Origin of the sequence: Bradyrhizobium sp. C9, assembly GCF_002532045.1 — a bacterium.
GTDB lineage: Bacteria > Pseudomonadota > Alphaproteobacteria > Rhizobiales > Xanthobacteraceae > Bradyrhizobium.
On record NZ_NWTG01000007.1, the window covers coordinates 63,331 to 84,254 of the forward strand.

Consider the following 20,924-nt stretch of genomic DNA (forward strand, 5'->3'; position numbering starts at 1 on the left):
GACGAGGGATGAGCCATTTCCTGGACAGGCTGACATTCTTCACGCGCGCCAAGCCGGATTTTGCCAACGGTCACGGCGTGACGACAACCGAGGACCGTTCCTGGGAGGACGGCTACCGGAAGCGCTGGCAGCACGACAAGATCGTGCGGTCGACGCATGGCGTAAACTGCACCGGCTCCTGCTCGTGGAAGGTCTACGTCAAGGGCGGCATCGTGACCTGGGAAACCCAGCAGACCGACTATCCGCGCACGCGCCCGGACCTTCCCAACCATGAACCCCGCGGCTGCGCGCGCGGCGCCAGCTACAGCTGGTACCTCTATTCCGGCAATCGCGTGAAATATCCGCTGGTGCGCTCGCGGCTGCTGAAATTGTGGCGCGAGGCGCGCGCAGTGATGACACCGGTCGCGGCCTGGAAATCGATCGTCGAAGATCCGACGAAGCGGGCGGCTTATGTGCAGAAGCGCGGCCTTGGCGGCTTCGTCCGCGCCAGCTGGATCGAGGTCAACGAGATCGTCGCCGCCGCAAACGCCTACACCGCGAAGACCTATGGTCCAGACCGCGTGTTCGGCTTCTCGCCGATTCCGGCAATGTCGATGGTGAGCTACGCGGCAGGCGCACGCTACCTGTCGCTGCTCGGCGGCGTCTGCATGTCGTTCTACGATTGGTATTGCGATCTGCCGCCGGCCTCGCCGCAGACCTGGGGCGAGCAGACCGACGTGCCCGAAAGCGCGGATTGGTACAATTCCGGTTTCCTGATCCTGTGGGGATCGAACGTCCCGCAGACCCGCACGCCGGATGCGCATTTCTATACCGAGGTCCGCTACAAGGGCGCCAAGAGCGTCGTGATCTGTCCGGACTATTCGGAAGCTTCGAAATTCGCCGATCTCTGGGTGTCGCCCAAGCAAGGCACCGACGCCGCGCTGGCGATGGCCATGGGGCACGTGATCCTCAAGGAATTTCACGTTGATCGGCAGGCCAGATATTTCAACGACTACGCGCGCCAGTATACGGATATGCCATTTCTGGTGCGGCTGGTGAAATCCGAGGGACGGCTCGTACCTGAGCGGTTCGTGCGCGCCTCGGATTTCGCCACTTCGCTCGATGAAGCCAACAATCCCGAGTGGAAGACGGTGGCCTATGACGAGGCGACTGGCGAGATTGTGGTCCCGAACGGATCGGTCGGATTCCGCTGGGGCGAGCAGGGCAAATGGAATCTGGAGGAGCGGGACTCAAGGAGCCGCGGCACGAAGCTCCGGTTATCGCTCACCGATATCAGGGATGAACTGGCCGATGTTGCGTTTCCCTATTTCGGCAATCGCGAGCACGACCATTTCAAGGGAACCGACCATCCGGACGTCTTGACGCGCAAGATCCCCGCCAAGCGGATCCAATTCAAGGACGGCGAGGCGCTGGTGGCGTCCGTCTATGATCTGTTCGTCGCTAACTACGGCGTCGATCGCGGCTTCGGCGGCGAGCATCTCGGCAACAGCTACGACGACGTCCAGCCTTATACGCCGGCCTGGGCGGAGAGGATCACCGGCGTGCCGCGCGATCAGATCATCGCGGTGGCGCGCGAGTTCGCCGCCAATGCCGAGAAGACCGGCGGCCGCTCCATGGTCATCCTCGGCGCCGGGTTGAACCACTGGTATCACATGGACATGAACTACCGCGGCATCATCAACATGCTGGTGATGTGCGGCTGCATCGGACAGTCTGGCGGGGGCTGGTCGCATTACGTCGGTCAGGAGAAACTGCGGCCGCAGTCCGGCTGGACGCCGCTTGCCTTCGGTCTCGACTGGGGCCGTCCGCCGCGGCAGATGAATTCGACCTCGGCGTTCTATGCCCATACCGATCAGTGGCGCTACGAGACGCTCGATGTGAAGGAAATTCTGTCACCGACGGCGCCGCAAGGTCCGTGGGGCGGCGCGCTGATCGACTACAACGTTCGCGCCGAGCGGATGGGTTGGCTGCCTTCCGCGCCGCAACTCGAGACCAACCCATTGGAAGTCTCGAAGCTTGCGGCCGCCGCCGGGCTGGAGCCGAAGGATTACGTCGCTAAATCCCTCCAGTCTGGCGAACTGAAGCTGTCGTGCGAAGATCCCGATGGTCCGAAGAACTGGCCACGCAACATGTTCGTCTGGCGCTCGAACCTGCTAGGGGCGTCCGGCAAGGGGCACGAATACTTCCTGAAACATCTGCTGGGCACCAAGCACGGCGTGCTGGGTAAGGATCTCGGCGAGGACGGCAGGAAGAAGCCTCTTGAGGTCAGATGGCACGAAGACGCCCCGGAGGGAAAGCTCGATCTGCTGGTCACGCTGGACTTCCGCATGTCCACGACCTGCATGTACTCGGACATCGTGCTGCCGACCGCGACCTGGTACGAGAAGAACGATCTCAATACCTCCGACATGCATCCCTTCATTCACCCGCTGTCGGCGGCGATCGATCCGGTGTGGGAATCGCGCAGCGACTGGGACATCTACAAGGGCATCGCGGAAGCCTTCTCGAAGGTCGCACCCGAGGTGTTGGGCGTCGAGAAGGACGTCGTCCTTACTCCGATCATGCACGACAGTCCCGGCGAGATCGCCCAACCGTTCGACGTCAAGGACTGGAAGACGGGAGCAATCGATCCGATCCCCGGCAAGACCATGCCGGCGGTGACCGTGGTCGAGCGGGACTACCCGAACCTCTACAAGCGTTTCACGTCGCTCGGGCCGCTGATGAACAAGCTCGGCAATGGCGGTAAGGGCATGAGCTGGAACACCGATCACGAGGTCGAGCTGCTCAAGAAGCTCAATGGCATCGTAACCGAGGAAGGCGCGTCCAAAGGCCTTGCTCGCATCGAGAGTGCGATCGACGCCTGCGAAGTCATCCTGAGCCTTGCTCCGGAAACCAACGGCGAGGTCGCAGTCAAGGCGTGGTCATCCCTCGGAAACTTCACCGGGCGAGATCACACCCATCTGGCCGTCCCCAAGGAAGACGAGAAGATCAGGTACCGCGACGTGGTTGCGCAGCCGCGCAAGATCATCTCCTCGCCGATCTGGTCAGGCCTGGAATCCGACAAGGTCTGTTACAACGCCGGCTACACCAACGTTCACGAGTTGATCCCGTGGCGCACGCTGACCGGTCGCCAGCAGCTGTATCAGGACCATCTGTGGATGCGCGCCTTCGGCGAGGGCTTCTGCGTCTATCGGCCGCCGATCGACACCAAGACGGTCAAGCCGGTGATCGACCGCAGGCCGAACGGCAACGACTCCGTGGTCTTGAACTTCATCACGCCGCACCAGAAATGGGGCATTCATTCCACCTATACCGACAACCTCCTGATGCTGACGCTGTCGCGCGGCGGTCCGATCGTGTGGATCAGCGAACTCGACGCCAAGGCGGCGGGCATCGTCGATAACGACTGGATAGAGGCCTACAACACCAACGGTGCGCTGGTCGCACGCGCGGTGGTCTCGCAACGTGTCCGGCAAGGCATGTGCATGATGTATCATGCACAGGAGAAGATCGTGAATGTGCCGGGCTCCGAGCAGACCGGCCAGCGCGGCGGCATCCATAACTCCGTTACCCGTACCGTGCTCAAGCCGACCCACATGATCGGCGGCTACGTACAGCAAGCCTACGGCTTCAATTACTACGGCACGGTCGGCGCCAATCGCGACGAATTCGTCATCGTTCGCAAGATGTCGAAAGTCGACTGGCTTGACACACCCGCCGCAGATCAACCCGGCACGTCCCAGCTGGAGGCCGCACAATGAAGATCCGCGCCCAGATCGCAATGGTGCTGAACCTCGACAAGTGCATCGGGTGTCACACCTGCAGCGTCACCTGCAAGAACGTGTGGACCAGCCGCGAAGGCATGGAATATGCGTGGTTCAACAACGTCGAGACCAAGCCCGGTATCGGCTATCCCAAGGATTGGGAGAACCAGGCTCGCTGGAAGGGCGGCTGGAAGCGCAACCGCAACGGCTCGATCCAGCCGCGTATCGGCGGCAAGTGGCGGGTGCTGGCGAACATCTTCGCCAATCCTGATTTGCCCGAGATCGACGATTACTACGAGCCGTTCACCTTCGACTACCAGCATCTGCAGCAGGCGCCGGAAATGAAGGCGATGCCGACAGCTCGCCCACGCTCGCTGGTCTCCGGCGAGCGGCTGGAGAAGATCCAGTGGGGCCCGAACTGGGAAGAAATCCTCGGTGGCGAGTTCGAAAAGCGTTCACAGGATTACAATTTCGAGGGTGTTCAGAAGGACATCTACGGCCAGTTCGAAAACACGTTCATGGTGTACCTGCCGCGGTTGTGCGAGCACTGCCTCAATCCGGCGTGCGTCGCGGCTTGTCCATCGGGTGCCATCTACAAGCGCGAAGAGGACGGCATCGTCCTGATCGACCAGGACAAGTGCCGTGGCTGGCGCATGTGCGTCTCGGGCTGCCCCTACAAGAAGATCTACTACAATTGGTCGTCGGGAAAATCGGAGAAGTGCATCTTCTGCTATCCGCGCATCGAAGCCGGCCAGCCGACGGTGTGTTCGGAGACCTGCGTCGGCCGTATCCGTTATCTCGGCGTCGTGCTGTATGACGCCGACCGTATCGCGGAAGCGGCGAGCAAGCCTGACGAACGTGATCTCTATCAGGCCCAGCTCGACATCTTCCTCAATCCGAACGATCCGAAGGTGATCGCCGAGGCCGAGCGGCAGGGAATTCCGCATGCATGGCTCGAGGCGGCGAAGACCTCGCCGATCTGGAAGATGGCGATGGAGTGGAAGGTCGCATTCCCGCTGCATCCGGAGTACCGCACCTTGCCGATGGTCTGGTACGTACCACCGTTGTCGCCGATCACCTCAGCCGCCTCCGCCGGCAAGATCGGTCTTGACGGCGGCATGCCGGACGTCAAGTCGCTGCGGATTCCGATGCGCTACCTGGCCAATCTGCTGACTGCGGGCGATGAAGCGCCGGTGACGCTGGCGCTCGAACGCATGATGGCGATGCGCGCCTATATGCGGGCCAAGACGCTCGACGGCGTCGTCGATGAAGCCATCGCCCGCCGGGTTGGTCTGAAGCCGGCCCAAATCGACGAGATGTACCAGATCATGGCGATCGCCAACTACGAGGATCGTTTCGTGATCCCGACCGCGCATCGCGAAGTCGGCGCCGACGCCTTCGACATCCGCGGCTCCTGCGGCTTTACCTTCGGCAACGGCTGCTCCGGCGGCGAGACCGAGACCAACCTGTTCGGTTCGCCCCGCAAGGCAAAGAATCCGATGGAGATCGCGTGATGAAGACGTTCAAGGTCCTCTCGGCCCTTCTGAGCTATCCGACCGAGGCGTTGATCGAAGCCGCTCCGGAGTTTGCGGCGGTGCTCGATGCCGAGAGACTGGTGCCGGCGGCGTGCCGCGGCACGGTCGATGTGCTGATCGAGGAAATCGCCATCGGCGATCTCTATGACCTGCAGGAGCGTTACGGCCTGCTGTTCGATCGCAGCAAGACGCTTGCGCTGCATCTGTTCGAGCATGTCCACGGCGAGAGCCGCGATCGCGGTCAGGCCATGGTCGATCTCAAAGCCATGTACGAAAATGCGGGGCTGGCGATCGCGGCGAATGAACTGCCGGATTACGTGCCGCTGTTCCTCGAATTCCTGGCGACGCAACCATTTGCGGAGGCGCGTGAGCTTCTCGGGCAGACTGCGCATATTTTCGCGGCGCTCGCCGAACGGCTCGGGCGGCGCGAGTCGAGCTACAAGGGCGTTTTCGACGCGCTGGTCAAGATCGCTGCCGAAGCGCCGCGCCGCGATATCGTCGACGAACTTCTGAAGGCGCCCGAGACCGACCCGATGGATCTGGTGGCGCTCGACGCGGCCTGGGAAGAGGAAGAAGTCCGGTTCGGCCCCGGCGCCCAGGGGCAGAGCGCCTGCGGCCACGAAACCCTGATCGCAAGGCTTCGGCACGCCCGCCGCGCCGTCGGGCCGGCGCCGTCACACCCGCAATAGAGGGCCAGATCATGCAGACGCTCAATGCCATCGTCTTCGGCTGGTATCCGTACCTCTGCCTCACCGTTTTTCTGTTCGGCAGCCTCGTCCGCTTCGACCGCGAGCAATATACCTGGCGCAGTGGATCCAGCCAGTTGCTGCGGCGACGGCAGCTCGTCTGGGGCTCGAACCTGTTCCACGTCGGAATTCTCTTCATCTTCTTCGGCCACCTCGTGGGACTGCTGACCCCGATCTGGGTATTCGACATGCTCGGCGTCTCGCATGGCTTCAAGCAGATGCTGGCGATTGTCGCGGGCGGCACCGCCGGATTGATGTGCCTGGTCGGGATTTCGCTGTTGACACACCGGAGACTGTTCGATCCGCGCATTCGTGCCAACTCCTCCTTCGGCGACACTGCAATCCTCCTGATCCTGTTCGCCCAGCTGCTTCTCGGCCTTGCGACCATTCCCGTATCGCTCGGGCATCTGGATGGCCATGAGATGGTGAAGTTCATGGGGTGGGCGCAGGGCATCCTGACGCTGCAGCCGGGCATCGCCGCCAACATTCTGGACGTGCACCCGATCTTCAAGGCGCACCTCGTGTTGGGTATGACGATCTTCCTCATCTTCCCATTTACGCGGCTGGTCCATATCTGGAGCGCGCCGGTCTGGTATCTCGGCCGCCGCGGCTATCAGGTCGTGCGCCGCCGCGACGGCGCCTCGCGCGCCGCCGACCGTCCTATGCAGCCAGCGGAGTAGAGCCATGGATTGCTCGCTCGCCGACAGCCTCCCCAAGCCGAAGACCGTCAGCGTCAACGGCACTGTCATTCCGCGCGAGGCAATCGCGCGCGAGGTGCAGAATCATCCGGCAGAAAAACCGATCCTGGCCTGGCAGGCAGCGGCACGGGCCTTGGTCGTGCGGGAATTGTTGCTGCAGGAGTCACGGCGCCTCGAAGTCTCCGCGGAGCCGCTGCGGGACGCCGAAGGTCGGAGCGAAACCTCCGAAGAGGCGGCAATGCGCGCGCTGATCGAACGGGAGGTCGTCACACCCGAGCCGGACGATGCCTCATGCCTGCGCTTCTATGAACAGAACCAGCGTCGTTTCAGGACCGGCGATCTCTACGAGGCCGCTCATATCCTGATCGCTGCTCGGCCGAATGATGCTGCCGCGCGAAATGGAGCCCGCGAGACTGCGGAGAAGATATTGTCGTCCGTGCGAGAAGACCTCGCCCTGTTTGATCAGTTGGCGCGCAGCCGTTCCGATTGCCGAACCTCCGCCGAGAACGGAGGCCGCCTTGGCCAGGTGACGCGTGGCCAGACGATCGAGGAATTCGAGGTGGCGCTGGCTCGCATGCGCGAGGGCGAGCTCGCCGTCGTCGAAACCCGCTATGGCTTCCACATCGTTCGGCTCGATCGGCACGCGCCGGGGCAGGTCCTGCCGTTTGAACTCGCCCGCGACCGCATCGCCGACTACCTCGCAACAAGCGTGCAGCACCGTTCACTCGCCCAATATGTCGCCGTGCTGGCCGGCCGTGCAGAGATCACCGGAATTGCACTCGCAGGCGCCAGCTCGCCGCTTCTGCAATAGGGAACGCCATGCAGCTCGGGCAAATCATCAGGAATCTCAGCGAAGAGGCTGCCGCGGCGGATGCGCTGCTCAGCTGTGGTGATCTCACTTTGGTGGCGCGCATCGGTTCCGCGGCCGATCGCTTTGACGAGACGGTTGGAGAATACGCCGCAGGCGCGGTGCGGCGTTTTGCCAACCTAGCGTTGAGCGAGGACTGGCTTGCGTTGATGAATGCGGTCGAACGCGCCGATGATCCGGGCTTCCGCTGCCTGACGCACATGCTGCACTGGTCGCTGAAGCGGGACGAAGCCCAGGACGTCGTACCGCACGAAGGATGCTCATGTGGTGGCAGCGGGGGTTGCACATGATCGGCCAACGTGAAATCGGCGGCACGGGCGGCTCCCGCAGCCTTGCGCGGATCGGCATTCTCGTGGTGTCCGACCGCGCCAGCCGGGGCGAATACAAGGACCAGGGTGGGGAGGCAATCAACAGCTTCCTGGCCACAACCATCCGTTCCAACTGGATCGCGATCGTCAAGATCATCCCGGATGGCATTGAAAGCGTTGCCGGCGCACTGATCGAAATGTCGGATCGGGAGACCTGCGACCTGATTTTGACGACCGGTGGGACAGGTCCAGCGCCGCGCGATTTGACACCGGAGGCCACACGCAGCGTGATCACGCGCGAGCTGGCCGGCTTCGGCGAACTGATGCGCCGGGTCAGCTTGGAGCAGGTTCCGACCGCCATCCTCTCGCGGCAGACCGCTGGGACACGGGGCCAGTGTCTGATTGTCAATCTGCCCGGGCGGCCATCGTCGATCGACATCTGCCTCGGCGCCGTCTTCCCGGCCATCCCCTATTGCCTTGATCTGATAGGCGCACGTCCCATTGAGGTGAATCAAGATGTCTGCCACGCTTTCCGCCCGGAGGCCTGAAGTCGTCCCGCCGCGTACGCCATCGCTGGCGGCGATCGTTTATCCGCAGAACGAATACCCTGCGGCGGCCTTTGAGGCGCTGGTCGCATCGTGTCGTCGCGGCAGATTGTTGCTTGCCGGCGTCTTGCAGCGCCTGGTTGACGCGGCGTCGGAGCGACGATGTGATGTCCTCCTGGAGGATTTAAGCACCGGCCATCGCACGTCGATCTATGAGGATCGCGGTGCTGGCGCGTCGGGCTGCCGGCTCGACGAGTCGGCGCTTGCAGAGGTCGCTGCGCGGATCGAAGGCGGCTTGGCCGATGCACCGGATGTGCTGGTGCTCAACAAATTCGGCAAGGCCGAATGCGGCGGTGGCGGACTGCTCGACCTCATCGCCAAGGCGATGGAGTACAATATCACCGTCGTGATCGGCGTTCCCCAGAACAATTTGCCCGCGTGGCGCGGTTTTGCCGGTGATTTCGGAACGGAGCTGTCTGCCGATATCAGCGAGATCGAAAGATGGGTGGAGGGCCTGCGCGGGCTTGCGGTCCCACGTAGTGGATAGGATGTCGTCGACGTCGAAGCTGCGAGCGTTCATGGCGGAGGCCCCATTCGAGTCATTGGGTCGTGAACAGGACGGTGGCGATCCCGACCGACAGAAGGATCGCCGAGACCGTCGCGACGGTCGAAAGCACGCCCATTGCCCGCAGCATGCCGGCGAAAACGACGATGATGGGCGTTGCCGTGAGAAGGCCTAGCTGCGCTTCGCTCATGAAACTCCGGATCCCGCAGACGATAGGTGACGGTCCGAACCTAGTCCGGCGACCAGCATCCGTCTTTGTCGGGGGACAAAGATCGGACGCTGGATCCCGGTTACGGGTTGACGAACGTAAACTGCTGAAGGACGTCGATGTCGGCGCGGGAGTTCGAACCGCGGGAAGGCGGATGGGGAGTCTTCGCCGAGTTGCTGGGCGACCCGATGATGTGGGTGCTGATCTTCAGCGAGCTCGCGGTCTTCGGTCTCCTCCTCGGAGCCTTTTCGGTCGCTCGCGCGGTGGACCCCTCGGGATTCGCTGACGGGCAGAAGCTGCTCGATCCGGACCTCGCCGGCTTGAACACGCTGGTGTTGGTGACGAGCGGTTGGGCTGCCGCACGCGGCGTCTTGGCCGCGCGCGAAGGGAAGCGGGCCAGCTGCCAGCGCTGGCTGTCGCTGGGGATCGCTCTAGGCGCGGCGTTTGTCGCCATCAAGCTATCCGAGTATTCCCGCGAGGTCGCTGCCGGTGCCGGGCTGGAGACCAGCACGTTCTTCACGCTGTACTTCCTCCTGACTGGATTCCACCTGCTGCATGTCGTGCTCGGGATGACAATCTTGGCCATAGTTCTACGGAGCGCAGACGCTCATGCGGTCGAGACCGGGACGTCGTTCTGGCACATGGTCGACCTCGTCTGGGTCCTGATCTTTCCGATCGTCTACCTGGTGCGCTGACATGGCCCGACATCCTCTCGAGACGACGTTGTTGGTCCTGATCGGCCTGGCGGTCGCGACGCTGCTTGCCTCGCTGTTCAGCCGGTCGCACCGATCGAAGCCGTCGATCCGTTGCAGCGGGATCTCTTGACGCTGCGTCGGGTATGCGAGACGTCCGCCCTTGTCACTGCCCGGTTCCCAGGACTTGCCGAGACATACCGACGACTCGCCGGAGCGATGGTGATCGCCCGTCCGCAGCGCCCATTGCCGCGCGTCGAGCGGGATGTGGAGACCATCGTCATGGCGCTGCTCGGAGCCGGCGAGACTCCGAAAGGTAAACTCCTGACCGCTGTCGTCGGCACCGGCGAGCCGCCCGAGAAGGCGCCGCCCGGATATCGCCCGATGCTGCCTTGCCCGCTGTGGGGCGATTGCTGGATCCGGGAAGCGGTCGCGCCCCAAGCAGACCATGACGAGCAGCCGTCCGGCGCGGCAGAGGAAGCCGGTCCCGACACCCGCAAACGTTTCGCGATCCGGGAGCAGGAGGACAGCAGAGCTCAACGCGATCCCTTCATCCTGAACCGCTTCGAGAAGATCCTGGCGATGGCGGAGATGGTCAACGTCGACCGCCCTTCCGACGACAGCGATGAGGATGACGCCCGCAAGGCAGCCGACGACCTCGACGAACTCGCGATCTCGCGACGCAAGGGCAAGCCCGCACGCAAGCTGAGGCTCGATCTCGATCTGCCGCCGGAAGCCGTCGATGCCGCGCGGCTCGAGGCGGGGCGGCTCTATCCGGAATGGAACTATCGTACCGGCAGCTACATGCCGGATTACTGCCGCGTTCTGACCTCGGAGGTGAGCGAAAACGGAGAAGATTGGCAGCCGGACGACGCCATGTTGCGGCGGATCCGGCAGGTGCGCCGTCAGTTCGAAACGCTGCGGCCCCGTCATGAACTGGTGAGGGCGCAGCCCGATGGGCACGACCTCGATCTCGACGCGCTGGTCCGCGCGCGATGCGACCTCCGTGCGGGCAGCGGCTCGCTAGAGCGCGTCCATCTGGCGATGCGCCCGCAGGGTCACGACCTGGCCGCCACGCTGCTGGTCGACGTATCGCTCTCGACCGACGCCTGGGTGGACGGACATCGCGTACTGGACGTCGAGAAAGAGGCACTGCTGGTGCTGGCTAACGGCCTCGCGGCGTGCGGTGATCGCCACAGCATTCTGACGTTCACCTCACGCCGCCGTTCGTGGGTCCGGCTCGAGACCGTCAAGGCCTTCGGCGAGCCGATGACAACGCAGGTCGAGAAGCGAATCGGGGCACTCAAGCCGGGATACTACACCCGCATCGGTGCTGCGGTCCGACATGCCGCCTCGGAGCTCGCCGCCCAGCCGCATCGCAAGAAGCTGCTGATCGTACTCACCGATGGCAAGCCCAACGATGTGGATCATTACGAAGGCCGGTTCGCCGTCGAAGACACCCGCAAGGCGATCCAGGAAGCCCGGCGGCTGGGAACGGCCGTATTCGGCGTCACCATCGATGCCGCCGCGCAGAGCTACTTTCCGACGCTGTTCGGGCGCGGCGGTTACGCCATCGTCGGCAACATCAGGCGGCTGCCGGCAGCACTGCCTGCGATCTATCGCCAACTCACACAGTAGGCGACTGGCAAAAAGAAGCCCGGCAACTCGGCCGGGCTCTGAGTATCGAGACAACGCCAATGGGAGAAATGGGTCGCTCGTCTTGAACGGAGCAATTCAAGCATGCCGCGGCCCGATCGTATTTGAGCCAGCGCAAACTAAACCTACAAACCTTGCCCACCCGGAGCGCGCTCCCGGGAGTTTTCATCGTGCGGATCGTCTTCGAGCGGGTCGGCGCGATCATCGACCGATGGACGCATCTGCATTGCGAAATCGGCCGCAACGAACGAAGTCTTCCAGGCAAGCCGTTGCCGGCGACGCCTGGCCCGAAGGCGAATCGCGGAACTGGAGAGCATCCTTGGTCCTCGTGCTTCGGTCATGAGAACCCGTCACCGCTTTGCTATGGTTGACGTGGCGCAAGGAGTGATGGCCGTGGTAATATGGATGAACAGGCCAGACGATGAGCATTCGCGAAGATATGCAGGTGCTGCGCCTGTTGAGGGCGTTCTTGTCTTGAGGAACGGGCCGCCAGAACGGCCGGACGAACATCGCTAGCCGGTTCGATCGGCAGAAACGGCAGCGTCCTTTGCAGATTGCGCTTCTCAGACGGCGCGGCTGTGGATCGCCGTCGACCGGGCAAGATGAGCGTCGAATGCGGAAGCCAAGCTCCGGACCAGAAATTCGGCGCCAGCGCTTACCGAGATCAGATCGTCGCTCATGGTCACCGCTCCGTCCGCGACGAGGCTTTCGAGTCGCGAGCGATCAACGATGGCCGCATCCGGATCGCGGCCGTGCGACCTGGCGATCTCCGAGAGATCGACGGCCATGTCGCACATGACCCGCTCGATGATGTCGCCGCGGAAGCGGTCGTCTCCGGTGAACGCGTAGCCCTTGACGGTCGCGAGCTGCTCCTCCGCGATGCGCGCCAGGTAGTCGCGTGTCGCGACCGCGTTCTGAACGAAGCCCTGCGGCATCCGACCGATGGCGCTTGCGCCCAGGCCGACAAGCGTTTCGGCGGTATCGTTGGTGTAGCCCTGGAAGTTCCGCCGCAATCGGCCCTCCCGCTTCGCAACAGTGAGCTCGTCCGAGGGGAGCGCGAAGTGATCGAAGCCGATGCGTACGTAGCCCGCATCGACGAGCGCCTCGACGATCGCTTCGGACTGCCGATGTCGTTCGATGCTGTCGGGCAAGGCGCTTTCGTCGATCTTGCGCTGGTGCTTCTTGAACGAGGGGACATGCGCATAGCCGAACACGGAGAACCGATCCGGCCGGAGCTCGACGCACCTCGCGACGGTGTCGAGGCAGGAACTCACCGTCTGAAGCGGCAGCCCGTACAGCAGATCGAAGTTGAGTTTGTCGATGCCGTTTCTCCGCAGGCCCTCGACGCTCCGGGCAGTCTGGTCGAAGCTCTGCAAGCGGTTGATGGCGCGCTGGACCGCGGGGTCGAAGCTCTGCACGCCCAGGCTGGCGCGGTTGACCCCACTGAAGCCCAGAGCCTCAGTCATCGGCTCGGTCAACGTGCGCGGGTCGATCTCGACGGCGATCTCGGCTTTGGGCAGCACGAAGTAGGAATAGCGCAGCGCGCCGACCAGATCGGCGAAGGTCTCGGGGGTCATGATCGTCGGCGTGCCACCTCCGAAGTGGATGTGCGAGATCGGCTGCCGATGGCCGATGCTCTCCGCAACCAGATGCGCCTCGGTGCGCAGGCCCGAGGCGTAGATGGCGATCGGATCGTCCTTCTTCGTGACCGAGGTGTGGCAGCCGCAGTACCAGCACATGGATCGGCAGAACGGCACGTGCAGGTAGATAGAGGCCGGCCGTCGTGGAGAGATCGACTTCAGCCATCCGCGATATTCGGCTTCGCCGATCGACGGATTGAAGTGCGGGGCCGTTGGATAGCTGGTGTAGCGGGGGAGCCTGTCCTGACCGTACCGTCTTGCGAGATCCGAGCGCATCGTCTGCCTTTCCATTGTACGAGGATATTGCCGGATGCGGCGTTCCCGAAAGTTGCGTCAGGTCAATTTCGGAGCAGCTGGCAGGGGCGCCGGACAGGTCAAGGCCGTGTCTCTCAAGGCGTGTCGTTCTTCCAATGACCCTGCTTCTTCAGAGCGTCGGCCACCTCCCTGGGCATGTAGTTTTCGTCGTGCTTTGCCAGGACAGTGTCGGCGCGAAACACGCCAGCCCCGTCCAGAGCGCCTTCGGCGACGACGCCTTGGCCTTCCCTGAACAGATCGGGGAGGGGGCCTCTGAAGCTCACCGGGATGCTGCCTCCTCCATCAGCGATACTGAACGTGGCGGCCAGACCGTCTCCGCGCGTCAGCGAGCCCGGCTGGACCAGCCCGCCGAGGCGGAAGCGCTTGCCCGCTACGATGTGCCTCTCCGCCGCCATCGTGGGTGTCGTGAAGAACACGATGGAGTCGCGGAGCGCGTTGAGGACGAGTCCCGTCGCGACGGCGAGCACCGCGAGCGAACTTCCGATCATCACCATCCGTCGTTGTCTGCGTTTCATGTCTTGCCGCGATCGGTTTTGCGCCGTGCGCTCGAAGGCTCTTGCGACAGCCCTTCTAGGGGCTGAGCCGCGGCGGGACCTTGCGCCAGCTCAAGATGGGGTCCGAATTGTCTACGCCCGCCGCAGCAGCTTCACGGCTTTGCGGAAAGCGTCGGCGACGGCAGCTCCGGGACGCTCGACGATCAGACGGAAGCCCAGATTCGTCGGCGGAACCCCGGCCGCGCAACCGCCCGACTTCGGATCGCGGATGAAATCGGTCATGTAGGCGCGATGGGCCCCTTCCACGACGCGTACTCCGCAATTGGTGTTCGTCACCTGCTCGCGGTTCCCATCCAACGAGGCGCGGATGAAGCAAGTATCCGTCCACTCCCAGATGTTGCCGGCCAGGTCGTCGAGGCCCTTGCTATTGGTCCCGAATGTGCCGCCGGGCTGCGGAGCGGTCTCGGCCGGTCTCGAACGGTTCGATTCGGTTTCGTAGCGGGCGATCCATGCCTGGGCGGGGTCGGCGGGATCGACGAGCGGCAGGGCTTCGTCGCGCGCCTTTTCGGCCGCGGCGAACGTCCACTCCTCGTCGGTTGGCAGCCGATGCGTGACGCCCGTCTTCAGAGAGATCCAAGCTGCGTAAGTTGAAGCGTCGTGCCAGCTGACGCCGACGATCGGAACGTCTCGTCGTCCGGACTGAGATCCGACGCGCGGACAGGCGCCTTCTTCGACGCATCGGTCATATTCCGCGACCGTGACCTGCCGCTTCATGACGAGCAGCTCCGTCGGCGAGCCGAGCCCGCGCAGCGGCCCCTCCACCGGCTTGCCGCTTCGCGAGAAGTCGCCGGCGGCGCGGTAGCTGAAGGAGGCTGGCGCCAGGCGGCTGATCCCCTCCGGATCGACCTGGGGCGGAGGCGCAAGAACGGTCGCGAGCACGGGCGCGGCCAGCGCGCCGACGAGCATCGCGATCTTGATCTTCATCAGCATCAGCATCACGGGTCTCCTTAAGAAGAACGGCCCGCGGCGAACCGCGGGCCGCGCTCGACGCCACCTACCGGGTGACGGCCACCGGATCGGCGGTGCCGACCTTGTCGGGGGGGACGGGGCTGGGAGGGGTGACCTGCTTCATCAGGTCATCGTTCCACTTTCCTTCGACCTTGAAGTGTGCGGCGGCACCCAGTTCGACCGCCTCGATCAGGTTATGGTTCACGTAGGCGTAGATTCCAGGCTCGCGGAAAGTGTAGAGGGCGGCACCGGCCGAACCGCCCCGGACGAACCAGGTCTCGAGGTCCTTCTCCGGCGGATTGTTGAATTTGCCGGTCTCCCAGACGTAGTCGCCGTGGCCCCCGATCAGGTGCGGACGGGTGTCGCGATTGGCCTGCGAGTGCACGATCAGCACGGTCTCGCCGACCTTCGCGGTCATGGCGTTCTTGCCGGTAAGCGAGCCGACGCTGCCGTTGAAAACGACATGCGTCGGAATCAGCTTGCGCATGACCTCGGTCGTGTCTGCATAGGATTCACCGACCGTCTCATAGGTCTTGTATTTGCCGTTCTCGTCCTTCGGCACGTAGAGATCGTTCTCGCCGATGTAGTAGATCTTGTCGTAGTGCAGCGACTTGCCCGCGCCGTCCTTCAGACCGTCGCGCGGTAGCACCATGACGGTGCCGTGCATGCCCGACACGACGTGCCAGGGGATCATGCCTTCGGGCGCGCAGTGGTAGACGAACACGCCAGGACGCGTCGCCTTCCAGCGCAGCTTCACTTGCTCGCCCGGATTGACCTTCGTCAACGCGCCGCCGCCGAGGCCTCCCGTCGCCGAATGCAGGTCGATGTTGTGCGGCATGGAATTGGTCTCGGGATTGACCAGCGTGAGCTCCATGTAGTCGCCTTCGTGCAGCACCATCATCGGGCCCGGCATCGAGCCGTCGTAGGTCATCGCCCAGAACTTGGTCCCTGCAGAATCGATCACGACCTCCTTCTCGCGGATCGTCAGCTTGAACTCGATGATCTTGGGGCCTGACTTGGTCGCCTGCTCGTGAGGATGCACGGCGGGCGGCGCCACCAGCGTCACCTTCTCGCGCGGAAGCTTCAGCTCGTCCGCAGTCTCCGCGACGACCGGTGCCGTCATCATCAACGCCGCGATCGCGGCGCCCATCAGTGCAGTCCTTCGCGTGAGCATGATCGCTCTCCATCGGTTGATCTCTGCAATTCGATAGGTGGATGCTGAACCATGCGGACCCGAAGCTCTTTGTGCTGGAACAACGTTCGCGATGGATCTACGAAACGGTTGTTCGACGGAGAATTTGCGCAGGAGCAAAGAGAGCTCGAGCGCGACCGGTTACAGTGGCTGCATGGCAAAGAATGCAATCCCAAGCACCGAGATGTCCGTCGACGACGTGATGCACCGTTGGCCGCTCTCGATCCGCGTTTTCCTGGATTTTGGGATGCGATGCGTCGGCTGTCCGATTGCATCATTTCACTCGATCGCCGAGGCGTGTGCCGAGCACTCCGTTGATGCCGAAGTCTTTCTGCCAAGGATACTGGACGCGGCTGCCTGGGGTCCGCGCCGGCGTACCTGGATGGCTTCGTCGCCTTCGGCGAGACCGTGCAGCCGGTGCGCGTCGCGCAGCACGATGCGCTGCCTGCCGCCCTCGACCAGCCCCTCGCTTTCCCAGGCGCTGAGGATCCGACTGACGGTGTGCAACGTCGTTCCGGTCATCTCGGCGATGTCTTGTCGGCTGATCGGAAAGTCGATCTCGACGCCGGCATCGACCTTTTTTCCGGCCTGCTTAGCCAGGCGCAGCAGCGCATGCGCCACCCGCTGCTCGACCTGCTCGTTCGAGATCTCGATCACGCGTGCCTGGGTGTCCTGAAGGCGGCTGCCGACCGTCTGTAGCGCGCTCGCGGCAAGCGTCGGATACTTGACGATCAGGCGCCGCCACGACGACGACGGCCACGCCAACGCGATGCTGTCGACGGCGGCGACAGACGTCGCCGGATAGTGCGTCATGTTCATGGCTTGCGCCACGCCGAAGAGTTCGCCGGCGGAGACGTAGCGTACCACGGTCTGCTGACCTTGCGGTGTCGTCTTCTCGACGCGAAGGTGGCCGTGCAGCAGTAGAAAGAAGCGGTCGGCTTGAGTGCCTTGGTCGAAGACCGCGCTACCTTTGATGTAACGGACCGAACGTGCCTCGCGCAGCAACTCGTCCTGCTCGGGGGGAGACAACCCCGCGAACATGGACAGATTAGCGACCAGCGATCGGTCGACTGCGGCCATAGGAAACCCCTCAGATAAGGCCGGGAGACTACCCGCCTGGGAGCAAGCCTCGACATGCTCGCCTGCTTCTTACCCCGGCAAACCGTCCAGAAACTTGCGCTGGCGCAATCTCCGGGACCTCGAAGCGGCCTCGATCAAGCCAGGGCCGTGCCCCAGGTCGGCAAGGCGAAGCAGGTGTTCGCGACGCTGTTCGACAAGCTCGAAGCGAGCAGGACCGCGGCCAAGTGATCGCTGCGGCTATCGCAGCCATTCGCCCCAGTGCGTCGGATGGACGAGGCCTGCCTCGTCCGTCCATGCGTTGTACCAGACGCCGGAACGGGCGCCGACCCGGGAAGCGAAGGGGTGTTCGATCCCGGCCGTGTGTATGTTGCCGAGTTCGCGTTCGCAATCCTCAGGGGTCAGCGCGATCGGAAGCCATCCGGCGCGCGAGCAAGAGGCGCACATCGAGCCATGTTCGTCTCGAAGAAACGGAGGCCGCATTGATCTGACGCAAGAGTGTCATCGATCGAGCTTACGGCCGCATGAACATGAAATCGGTGTCCGGATCGCAGTTGTCGGCGACGAAGTGCAGTTCGGACTGCACATCGGCGACACCTCTGGTGGCCAGATACTGGGACACGACCAAACCGAGTAACGCGCGGCATAGACCTTCACGCTCGACGCCCGTGGCATCGGCTTGCTTGAGGGCGGCATCGAAGTGATGCCTGGCGATATCCGAAGCGGACAATTCTGTCTCCTTGCTGAGCTATCGATTCTCCGCCTCCGCCGAGCAGCAGGTGCAGCAGTTCGGCTTGGCGCCGGTCAAGATCGTTGCGGGAACTTCATCGTCGACGTGGCGGAGGAGGTCCGTGACGACGGTCTCGACGAGCCTCCGCTCGATGCCGCTGTCGTTCCGGCCCTTGCCGCGTAGTCTTTCGAAAATCCGCATCTCGCCCTCCGTTTGACGGTCCGAAAATAGCCCGAGTGCCGATCCGATCTTTGTCGTGGATCAAACGGATCGGCGAATGAGGAGCTAGTTTGCGCCCCGACAAAGAGAGGCCGACGGCACGCATCTAATCTGGCGTCTATTCGATCGGGAACGGCGACCATGACGACGATGCAGAAGTTGAGGAACTACCGAGGACCGGCGCTCCTGTCGCATGGCTTCCGACCGTTCTTCCTGTTCGCCGCCGTCTATGCCGGCGCGGCGATTCCGTTGTGGCTTGCGATCTTTGCCGGCCATGTTTCGCTGCCGACAGCGTTCGCGCCGCGGGACTGGCACGTCCACGAGATGCTGTTCGGCTACGTGGGCGCCGTCGTTGCTGGCTTTCTCTTGACCGCGATCCCCAATTGGACGGGACGGCTGCCGATCCAGGGAGTGCCGCTCGCGCTGCTGTTCGGATCCTGGGTCGCCGGACGGGCCGCGACGTCGTTCTCCGATATGATCGGCTGGCGAGCCGCGCTCGCGATCGACGCCGCTTTTCTGGTTCTTCTCGCGGCTGCGGCTGCGCGGGAAATCGTCATCGGGCGCAAGTGGAACAACCTGAAGGTCGTCGCGATCGTCTCCTTGCTTGCCGTCGCGAACATCGTCTTCCATATCGAAGCTCATATCACCGGCCTTGCAGAGTATTCGACGCGCGCCGGTGTGGCCCTGGTCGTCACGCTGGTCTGCGTTATCGGCGGCCGGATCGTGCCGAGCTTCACGCGCAACTGGCTCGCGCGCCGCGCGCCCGGACGACTACCAGTTCCATTCAATCGGTTCGACGCGATCGCGATGGTCGCCGGCGTCTGCGCCATGGCCGCATGGGTGATGTTCCCGACGGGTCGGTCGACGGCCGGCGCTCTTGCAGCCGCCGGTCTATTGCATTTTGCTCGTCTGGTGCGTTGGGCCGGAGACCGGACCTTCTCCGATCGCCTCGTCTTGATCCTGCATGTTGCTTACGCCTTCGTGCCTGTTGGTTTCTTTCTTTCTGGGCTTTCCGCGGTCGATTTCGTCGCCCCCGGTGCGGGCCTGCATGCCTGGACCGGAGGCGCGATTGGCTCGATGACGATCGCGGTAATGACGCGCGCATCGCTCGGACATACGGGACAGGCGCTCAAGGCTTCAGGGCTCGTTCAAGCCGTCTACGCCGCCATCGTGATCGCCGCCGTCGCACGTGTCTGCGCCGCGATCGAGCCGAGCCACTCCGTTCCCCTTCTGATGGTGTCCGGCATCGCATGGACGTTTGCCTTTCTCGGTTTCGTGGTCGCCTACGCGCCGCTTCTCTGCTGCGCACGGAAGTTCTGATCATGATCGGCACGAACATATCCCGATGGACGATGACCTATTTCGCGGCGGCGCTCGCGTGGCTGTTCGTCGCGCTTGGTCTGCTGGTCGCTGGCGTCGGCTATCCCGCTGGCGACATCGCGTCGCCCGACACTCTCGTTCTCGTTCACGTGATCTGCGTCGGATGGTTGAGCCTTGCGATGTGCGGAGCGTTGTTCCAATTCGTGCCTGTCCTGGTTGCCAAGCCGCTGTTTTCCGACAAATGGGCCTTGCCGGCGCTTGCCTTGTTGACGGTGGGGCTTCTATCGCTGCTCGGAGGATTTCTTTGCCTGGGCGGCCGCCTCCCGCCAGCGCTCTGGTTGCTGCCACTCGGTGCCATAGTGCTCGTCGCAGGCTTCGGTTTGGTTGTCCTCGATCTCGGTTTGACGGCTTGGCTGCGTCCAACCGGGCCGGCTCGCTTCGTCCTTGTGGGACTGGCTTCACTGTGTGCCACCATAGCGTTCGGTGCGATTTTCGCGTTCGCGCTCGCCGGGTGGGCGGGGTCGGTGGGAGGAGTGGTTCTCGCAAGCGGCATCCCGCTGCACGCCGTCGCCGGTCTCGGCGGCTGGCTTACCTTGACCGCCATGGGCGTCAGCTACCGTCTTCTGGCAATGTTCATGCTGGCGCCCGACGTCGACGACCGGCAAAGCGGCGTCACGCTCGCCGTGGGGGCGCTGGCCGTTGCCTTCGCCGTGGCGGGCGGAGCGCTTGCGGTCGGGCTCGCCGCCGGTCTGCAGATCGTGCTGTCGATCGCTGCGGTCCTTGGCATCGCATCGGCTGCCCTTTACGGGCGAGACGTCGCCGGCATCTTCAGCAACCGCAAGCGTCGCCATCTCGAGCTCAACATGCGGATGGCGACGCTGTCGTTCGCGAGCCTTGCAGGCGTGGCACTGCTCGGAATCGCGCTCGTCGCGTTCGACGCCTTTCTCGCCAATGTGGGCGCGTTCGCTTTCCTCGCGATCTTCGGCTGGCTGTCGGGTCTGGTCCTCGCGAAACTCTACAAGATCGTCGCGTTCCTGACCTGGCTGGAGACCTATGGCCCCGTGATGGGGCGCGCTCCGACCCCGCGCGTCCAGGATCTCGTTGCCGAGGACCGGGCGACGAAATGGTTCGTTATCTACTATGCGGCCGTTTGGGCCGGTACGGCGGCTCTGCTGGGCGGCGAACCGGCGGCGTTGCGCGTGGCCGCAGCAGCAATGACCGTCTGCGTGGCCGGCATCGTCCACGAAATCGTTCGGATCCGTCGGCTTGCCGACGTCGCTAGACCGCTGCGGCTACCCGTCGGCGTGGTCGCCCCGCACCTTCTGTTCGCAAGAAAATGAGAGA

19 protein-coding genes and 3 pseudogenes are annotated in these 20,924 nt (G+C 63.5%); 14 read left to right on the top strand and 8 right to left on the bottom strand.

The window, feature by feature from the left end; genetic code table 11:
- Nucleotides 1-8: 8 nt before the first annotated feature.
- From CO675_RS17085 to CO675_RS17120, 8 genes are read left to right on the top strand one after another with little or no spacing between them, the layout of a single operon-like run.
- Nucleotides 9-3,761 (top strand): nitrate reductase subunit alpha, encoded by a 3,753-nt coding sequence (locus CO675_RS17085; protein WP_097673074.1) that lies wholly within the window; start codon nucleotides 9-11, stop codon nucleotides 3,759-3,761.
- Nucleotides 3,758-5,278: a nitrate reductase subunit beta gene (gene narH, locus CO675_RS17090; protein WP_097673075.1), complete on the top strand. Its 1,521-nt coding sequence runs from the start codon at nucleotides 3,758-3,760 to the stop codon at nucleotides 5,276-5,278. Before CO675_RS17085 ends, narH begins: the two co-directional genes overlap by 4 nt.
- A complete protein-coding gene (gene narJ, locus CO675_RS17095) occupies nucleotides 5,278-5,988 on the top strand; it encodes a nitrate reductase molybdenum cofactor assembly chaperone (protein ID WP_097673076.1) in 711 nt (236 codons plus the stop codon). The genes narH and narJ overlap by 1 nt, the downstream gene beginning before the upstream one ends.
- Before the next feature lie 11 nt (nucleotides 5,989-5,999).
- Nucleotides 6,000-6,725: a respiratory nitrate reductase subunit gamma gene (gene narI / locus CO675_RS17100; RefSeq protein WP_502693389.1), complete on the top strand. Its 726-nt coding sequence runs from the start codon at nucleotides 6,000-6,002 to the stop codon at nucleotides 6,723-6,725.
- Between the two features lie 4 nt (nucleotides 6,726-6,729).
- A complete protein-coding gene (locus tag CO675_RS17105) occupies nucleotides 6,730-7,554 on the top strand; it encodes a peptidylprolyl isomerase (protein WP_097673078.1) in 825 nt (274 codons plus the stop codon).
- Between the two features lie 8 nt (nucleotides 7,555-7,562).
- Nucleotides 7,563-7,901, top strand: coding sequence for a hypothetical protein (locus CO675_RS17110; protein WP_097673079.1), 339 nt, complete (start codon nucleotides 7,563-7,565; stop codon nucleotides 7,899-7,901).
- Nucleotides 7,898-8,467: a molybdopterin adenylyltransferase gene (gene mog / locus CO675_RS17115; protein WP_097673080.1), complete on the top strand. Its 570-nt coding sequence runs from the start codon at nucleotides 7,898-7,900 to the stop codon at nucleotides 8,465-8,467. The genes CO675_RS17110 and mog overlap by 4 nt, the downstream gene beginning before the upstream one ends.
- Nucleotides 8,436-9,011, top strand: a complete 576-nt coding sequence (locus CO675_RS17120; protein ID WP_097673081.1) for a DUF2478 domain-containing protein — start codon at nucleotides 8,436-8,438, stop codon at nucleotides 9,009-9,011. The genes mog and CO675_RS17120 overlap by 32 nt, the downstream gene beginning before the upstream one ends.
- Before the next feature lie 52 nt (nucleotides 9,012-9,063).
- On the opposite strand, the gene CO675_RS40985 is transcribed toward CO675_RS17120, so the two are convergent.
- Entirely contained in the window at nucleotides 9,064-9,219 is a 156-nt protein-coding gene (locus CO675_RS40985) for a hypothetical protein (protein WP_097673082.1), read from the bottom strand.
- Nucleotides 9,220-9,356: 137 nt separating this feature from the next.
- Between CO675_RS40985 and CO675_RS17130 the strand changes: the two genes are divergently transcribed.
- Both CO675_RS17130 and CO675_RS17135 read left to right on the top strand, forming a co-directional pair.
- Nucleotides 9,357-9,932: a cytochrome c oxidase subunit 3 family protein gene (locus tag CO675_RS17130; RefSeq protein WP_097673083.1), complete on the top strand. Its 576-nt coding sequence runs from the start codon at nucleotides 9,357-9,359 to the stop codon at nucleotides 9,930-9,932.
- Nucleotides 9,933-9,992: 60 nt separating this feature from the next.
- Nucleotides 9,993-11,567, top strand: a pseudogene (locus CO675_RS17135) (nitric oxide reductase activation protein NorD); the annotation flags it as partial.
- A 581-nt stretch (nucleotides 11,568-12,148) separates the two neighbouring features.
- On the opposite strand, the gene hemN reads toward CO675_RS17135, so the two are convergent.
- From hemN to nirK, 4 genes and pseudogenes are all read right to left on the bottom strand, one after another.
- Complete coding sequence (gene hemN, locus CO675_RS17140) at nucleotides 12,149-13,501, bottom strand: oxygen-independent coproporphyrinogen III oxidase (protein ID WP_097673330.1); 1,353 nt, start codon at nucleotides 13,499-13,501, stop codon at nucleotides 12,149-12,151.
- A 122-nt stretch (nucleotides 13,502-13,623) separates the two neighbouring features.
- Nucleotides 13,624-14,055: pseudogene (ccmE, locus tag CO675_RS17145) on the bottom strand (cytochrome c maturation protein CcmE); the annotation flags it as partial.
- A 111-nt stretch (nucleotides 14,056-14,166) separates the two neighbouring features.
- Nucleotides 14,167-15,030 (bottom strand): SUMF1/EgtB/PvdO family nonheme iron enzyme, encoded by an 864-nt coding sequence (locus CO675_RS17150; protein WP_097673086.1) that lies wholly within the window; start codon nucleotides 15,028-15,030, stop codon nucleotides 14,167-14,169.
- Nucleotides 15,031-15,088: 58 nt separating this feature from the next.
- Nucleotides 15,089-16,216 (bottom strand): copper-containing nitrite reductase, encoded by a 1,128-nt coding sequence (nirK, locus tag CO675_RS17155; protein ID WP_097673087.1) that lies wholly within the window; start codon nucleotides 16,214-16,216, stop codon nucleotides 15,089-15,091.
- Nucleotides 16,217-16,436: 220 nt separating this feature from the next.
- Here nirK and CO675_RS42005 point away from each other — a divergent pair.
- Nucleotides 16,437-16,511, top strand: a pseudogene (locus CO675_RS42005) (DUF1858 domain-containing protein); the annotation flags it as partial.
- 2 nt (nucleotides 16,512-16,513) lie between these two features.
- Here CO675_RS42005 and CO675_RS17165 read toward each other — a convergent pair.
- Entirely contained in the window at nucleotides 16,514-17,314 is an 801-nt protein-coding gene (locus tag CO675_RS17165; protein WP_097673088.1) for a Crp/Fnr family transcriptional regulator, read from the bottom strand.
- Nucleotides 17,315-17,368: 54 nt separating this feature from the next.
- Between CO675_RS17165 and CO675_RS40590 the strand changes: the two genes are divergently transcribed.
- The gene (locus CO675_RS40590; RefSeq protein WP_158231262.1) at nucleotides 17,369-17,542 is read left to right on the top strand and encodes a hypothetical protein; all 174 of its coding nucleotides are present in this window, start codon (nucleotides 17,369-17,371) and stop codon (nucleotides 17,540-17,542) included.
- 283 nt (nucleotides 17,543-17,825) lie between these two features.
- Here the strand turns inward: CO675_RS40590 and CO675_RS17175 are convergent, their stop codons facing one another.
- Nucleotides 17,826-18,041 carry a hypothetical protein gene (locus CO675_RS17175; protein WP_097673090.1) on the bottom strand — a complete coding sequence of 72 codons (216 nt, stop codon included), beginning with the start codon at nucleotides 18,039-18,041 and terminating at the stop codon, nucleotides 17,826-17,828.
- A gap of 18 nt (nucleotides 18,042-18,059) precedes the next feature.
- The gene (locus CO675_RS17180) at nucleotides 18,060-18,242 is read right to left on the bottom strand and encodes a hypothetical protein (RefSeq protein ID WP_097673091.1); all 183 of its coding nucleotides are present in this window, start codon (nucleotides 18,240-18,242) and stop codon (nucleotides 18,060-18,062) included.
- A gap of 159 nt (nucleotides 18,243-18,401) precedes the next feature.
- Between CO675_RS17180 and CO675_RS17185 the strand changes: the two genes are divergently transcribed.
- Both CO675_RS17185 and CO675_RS17190 read left to right on the top strand, forming a co-directional pair.
- Nucleotides 18,402-19,580, top strand: a complete 1,179-nt coding sequence (locus CO675_RS17185; protein ID WP_097673092.1) for an NnrS family protein — start codon at nucleotides 18,402-18,404, stop codon at nucleotides 19,578-19,580.
- A 2-nt stretch (nucleotides 19,581-19,582) separates the two neighbouring features.
- Nucleotides 19,583-20,920, top strand: a complete 1,338-nt coding sequence (locus tag CO675_RS17190; protein ID WP_097673093.1) for a hypothetical protein — start codon at nucleotides 19,583-19,585, stop codon at nucleotides 20,918-20,920.
- The last annotated feature ends 4 nt before the right edge of the window (nucleotides 20,921-20,924 follow it).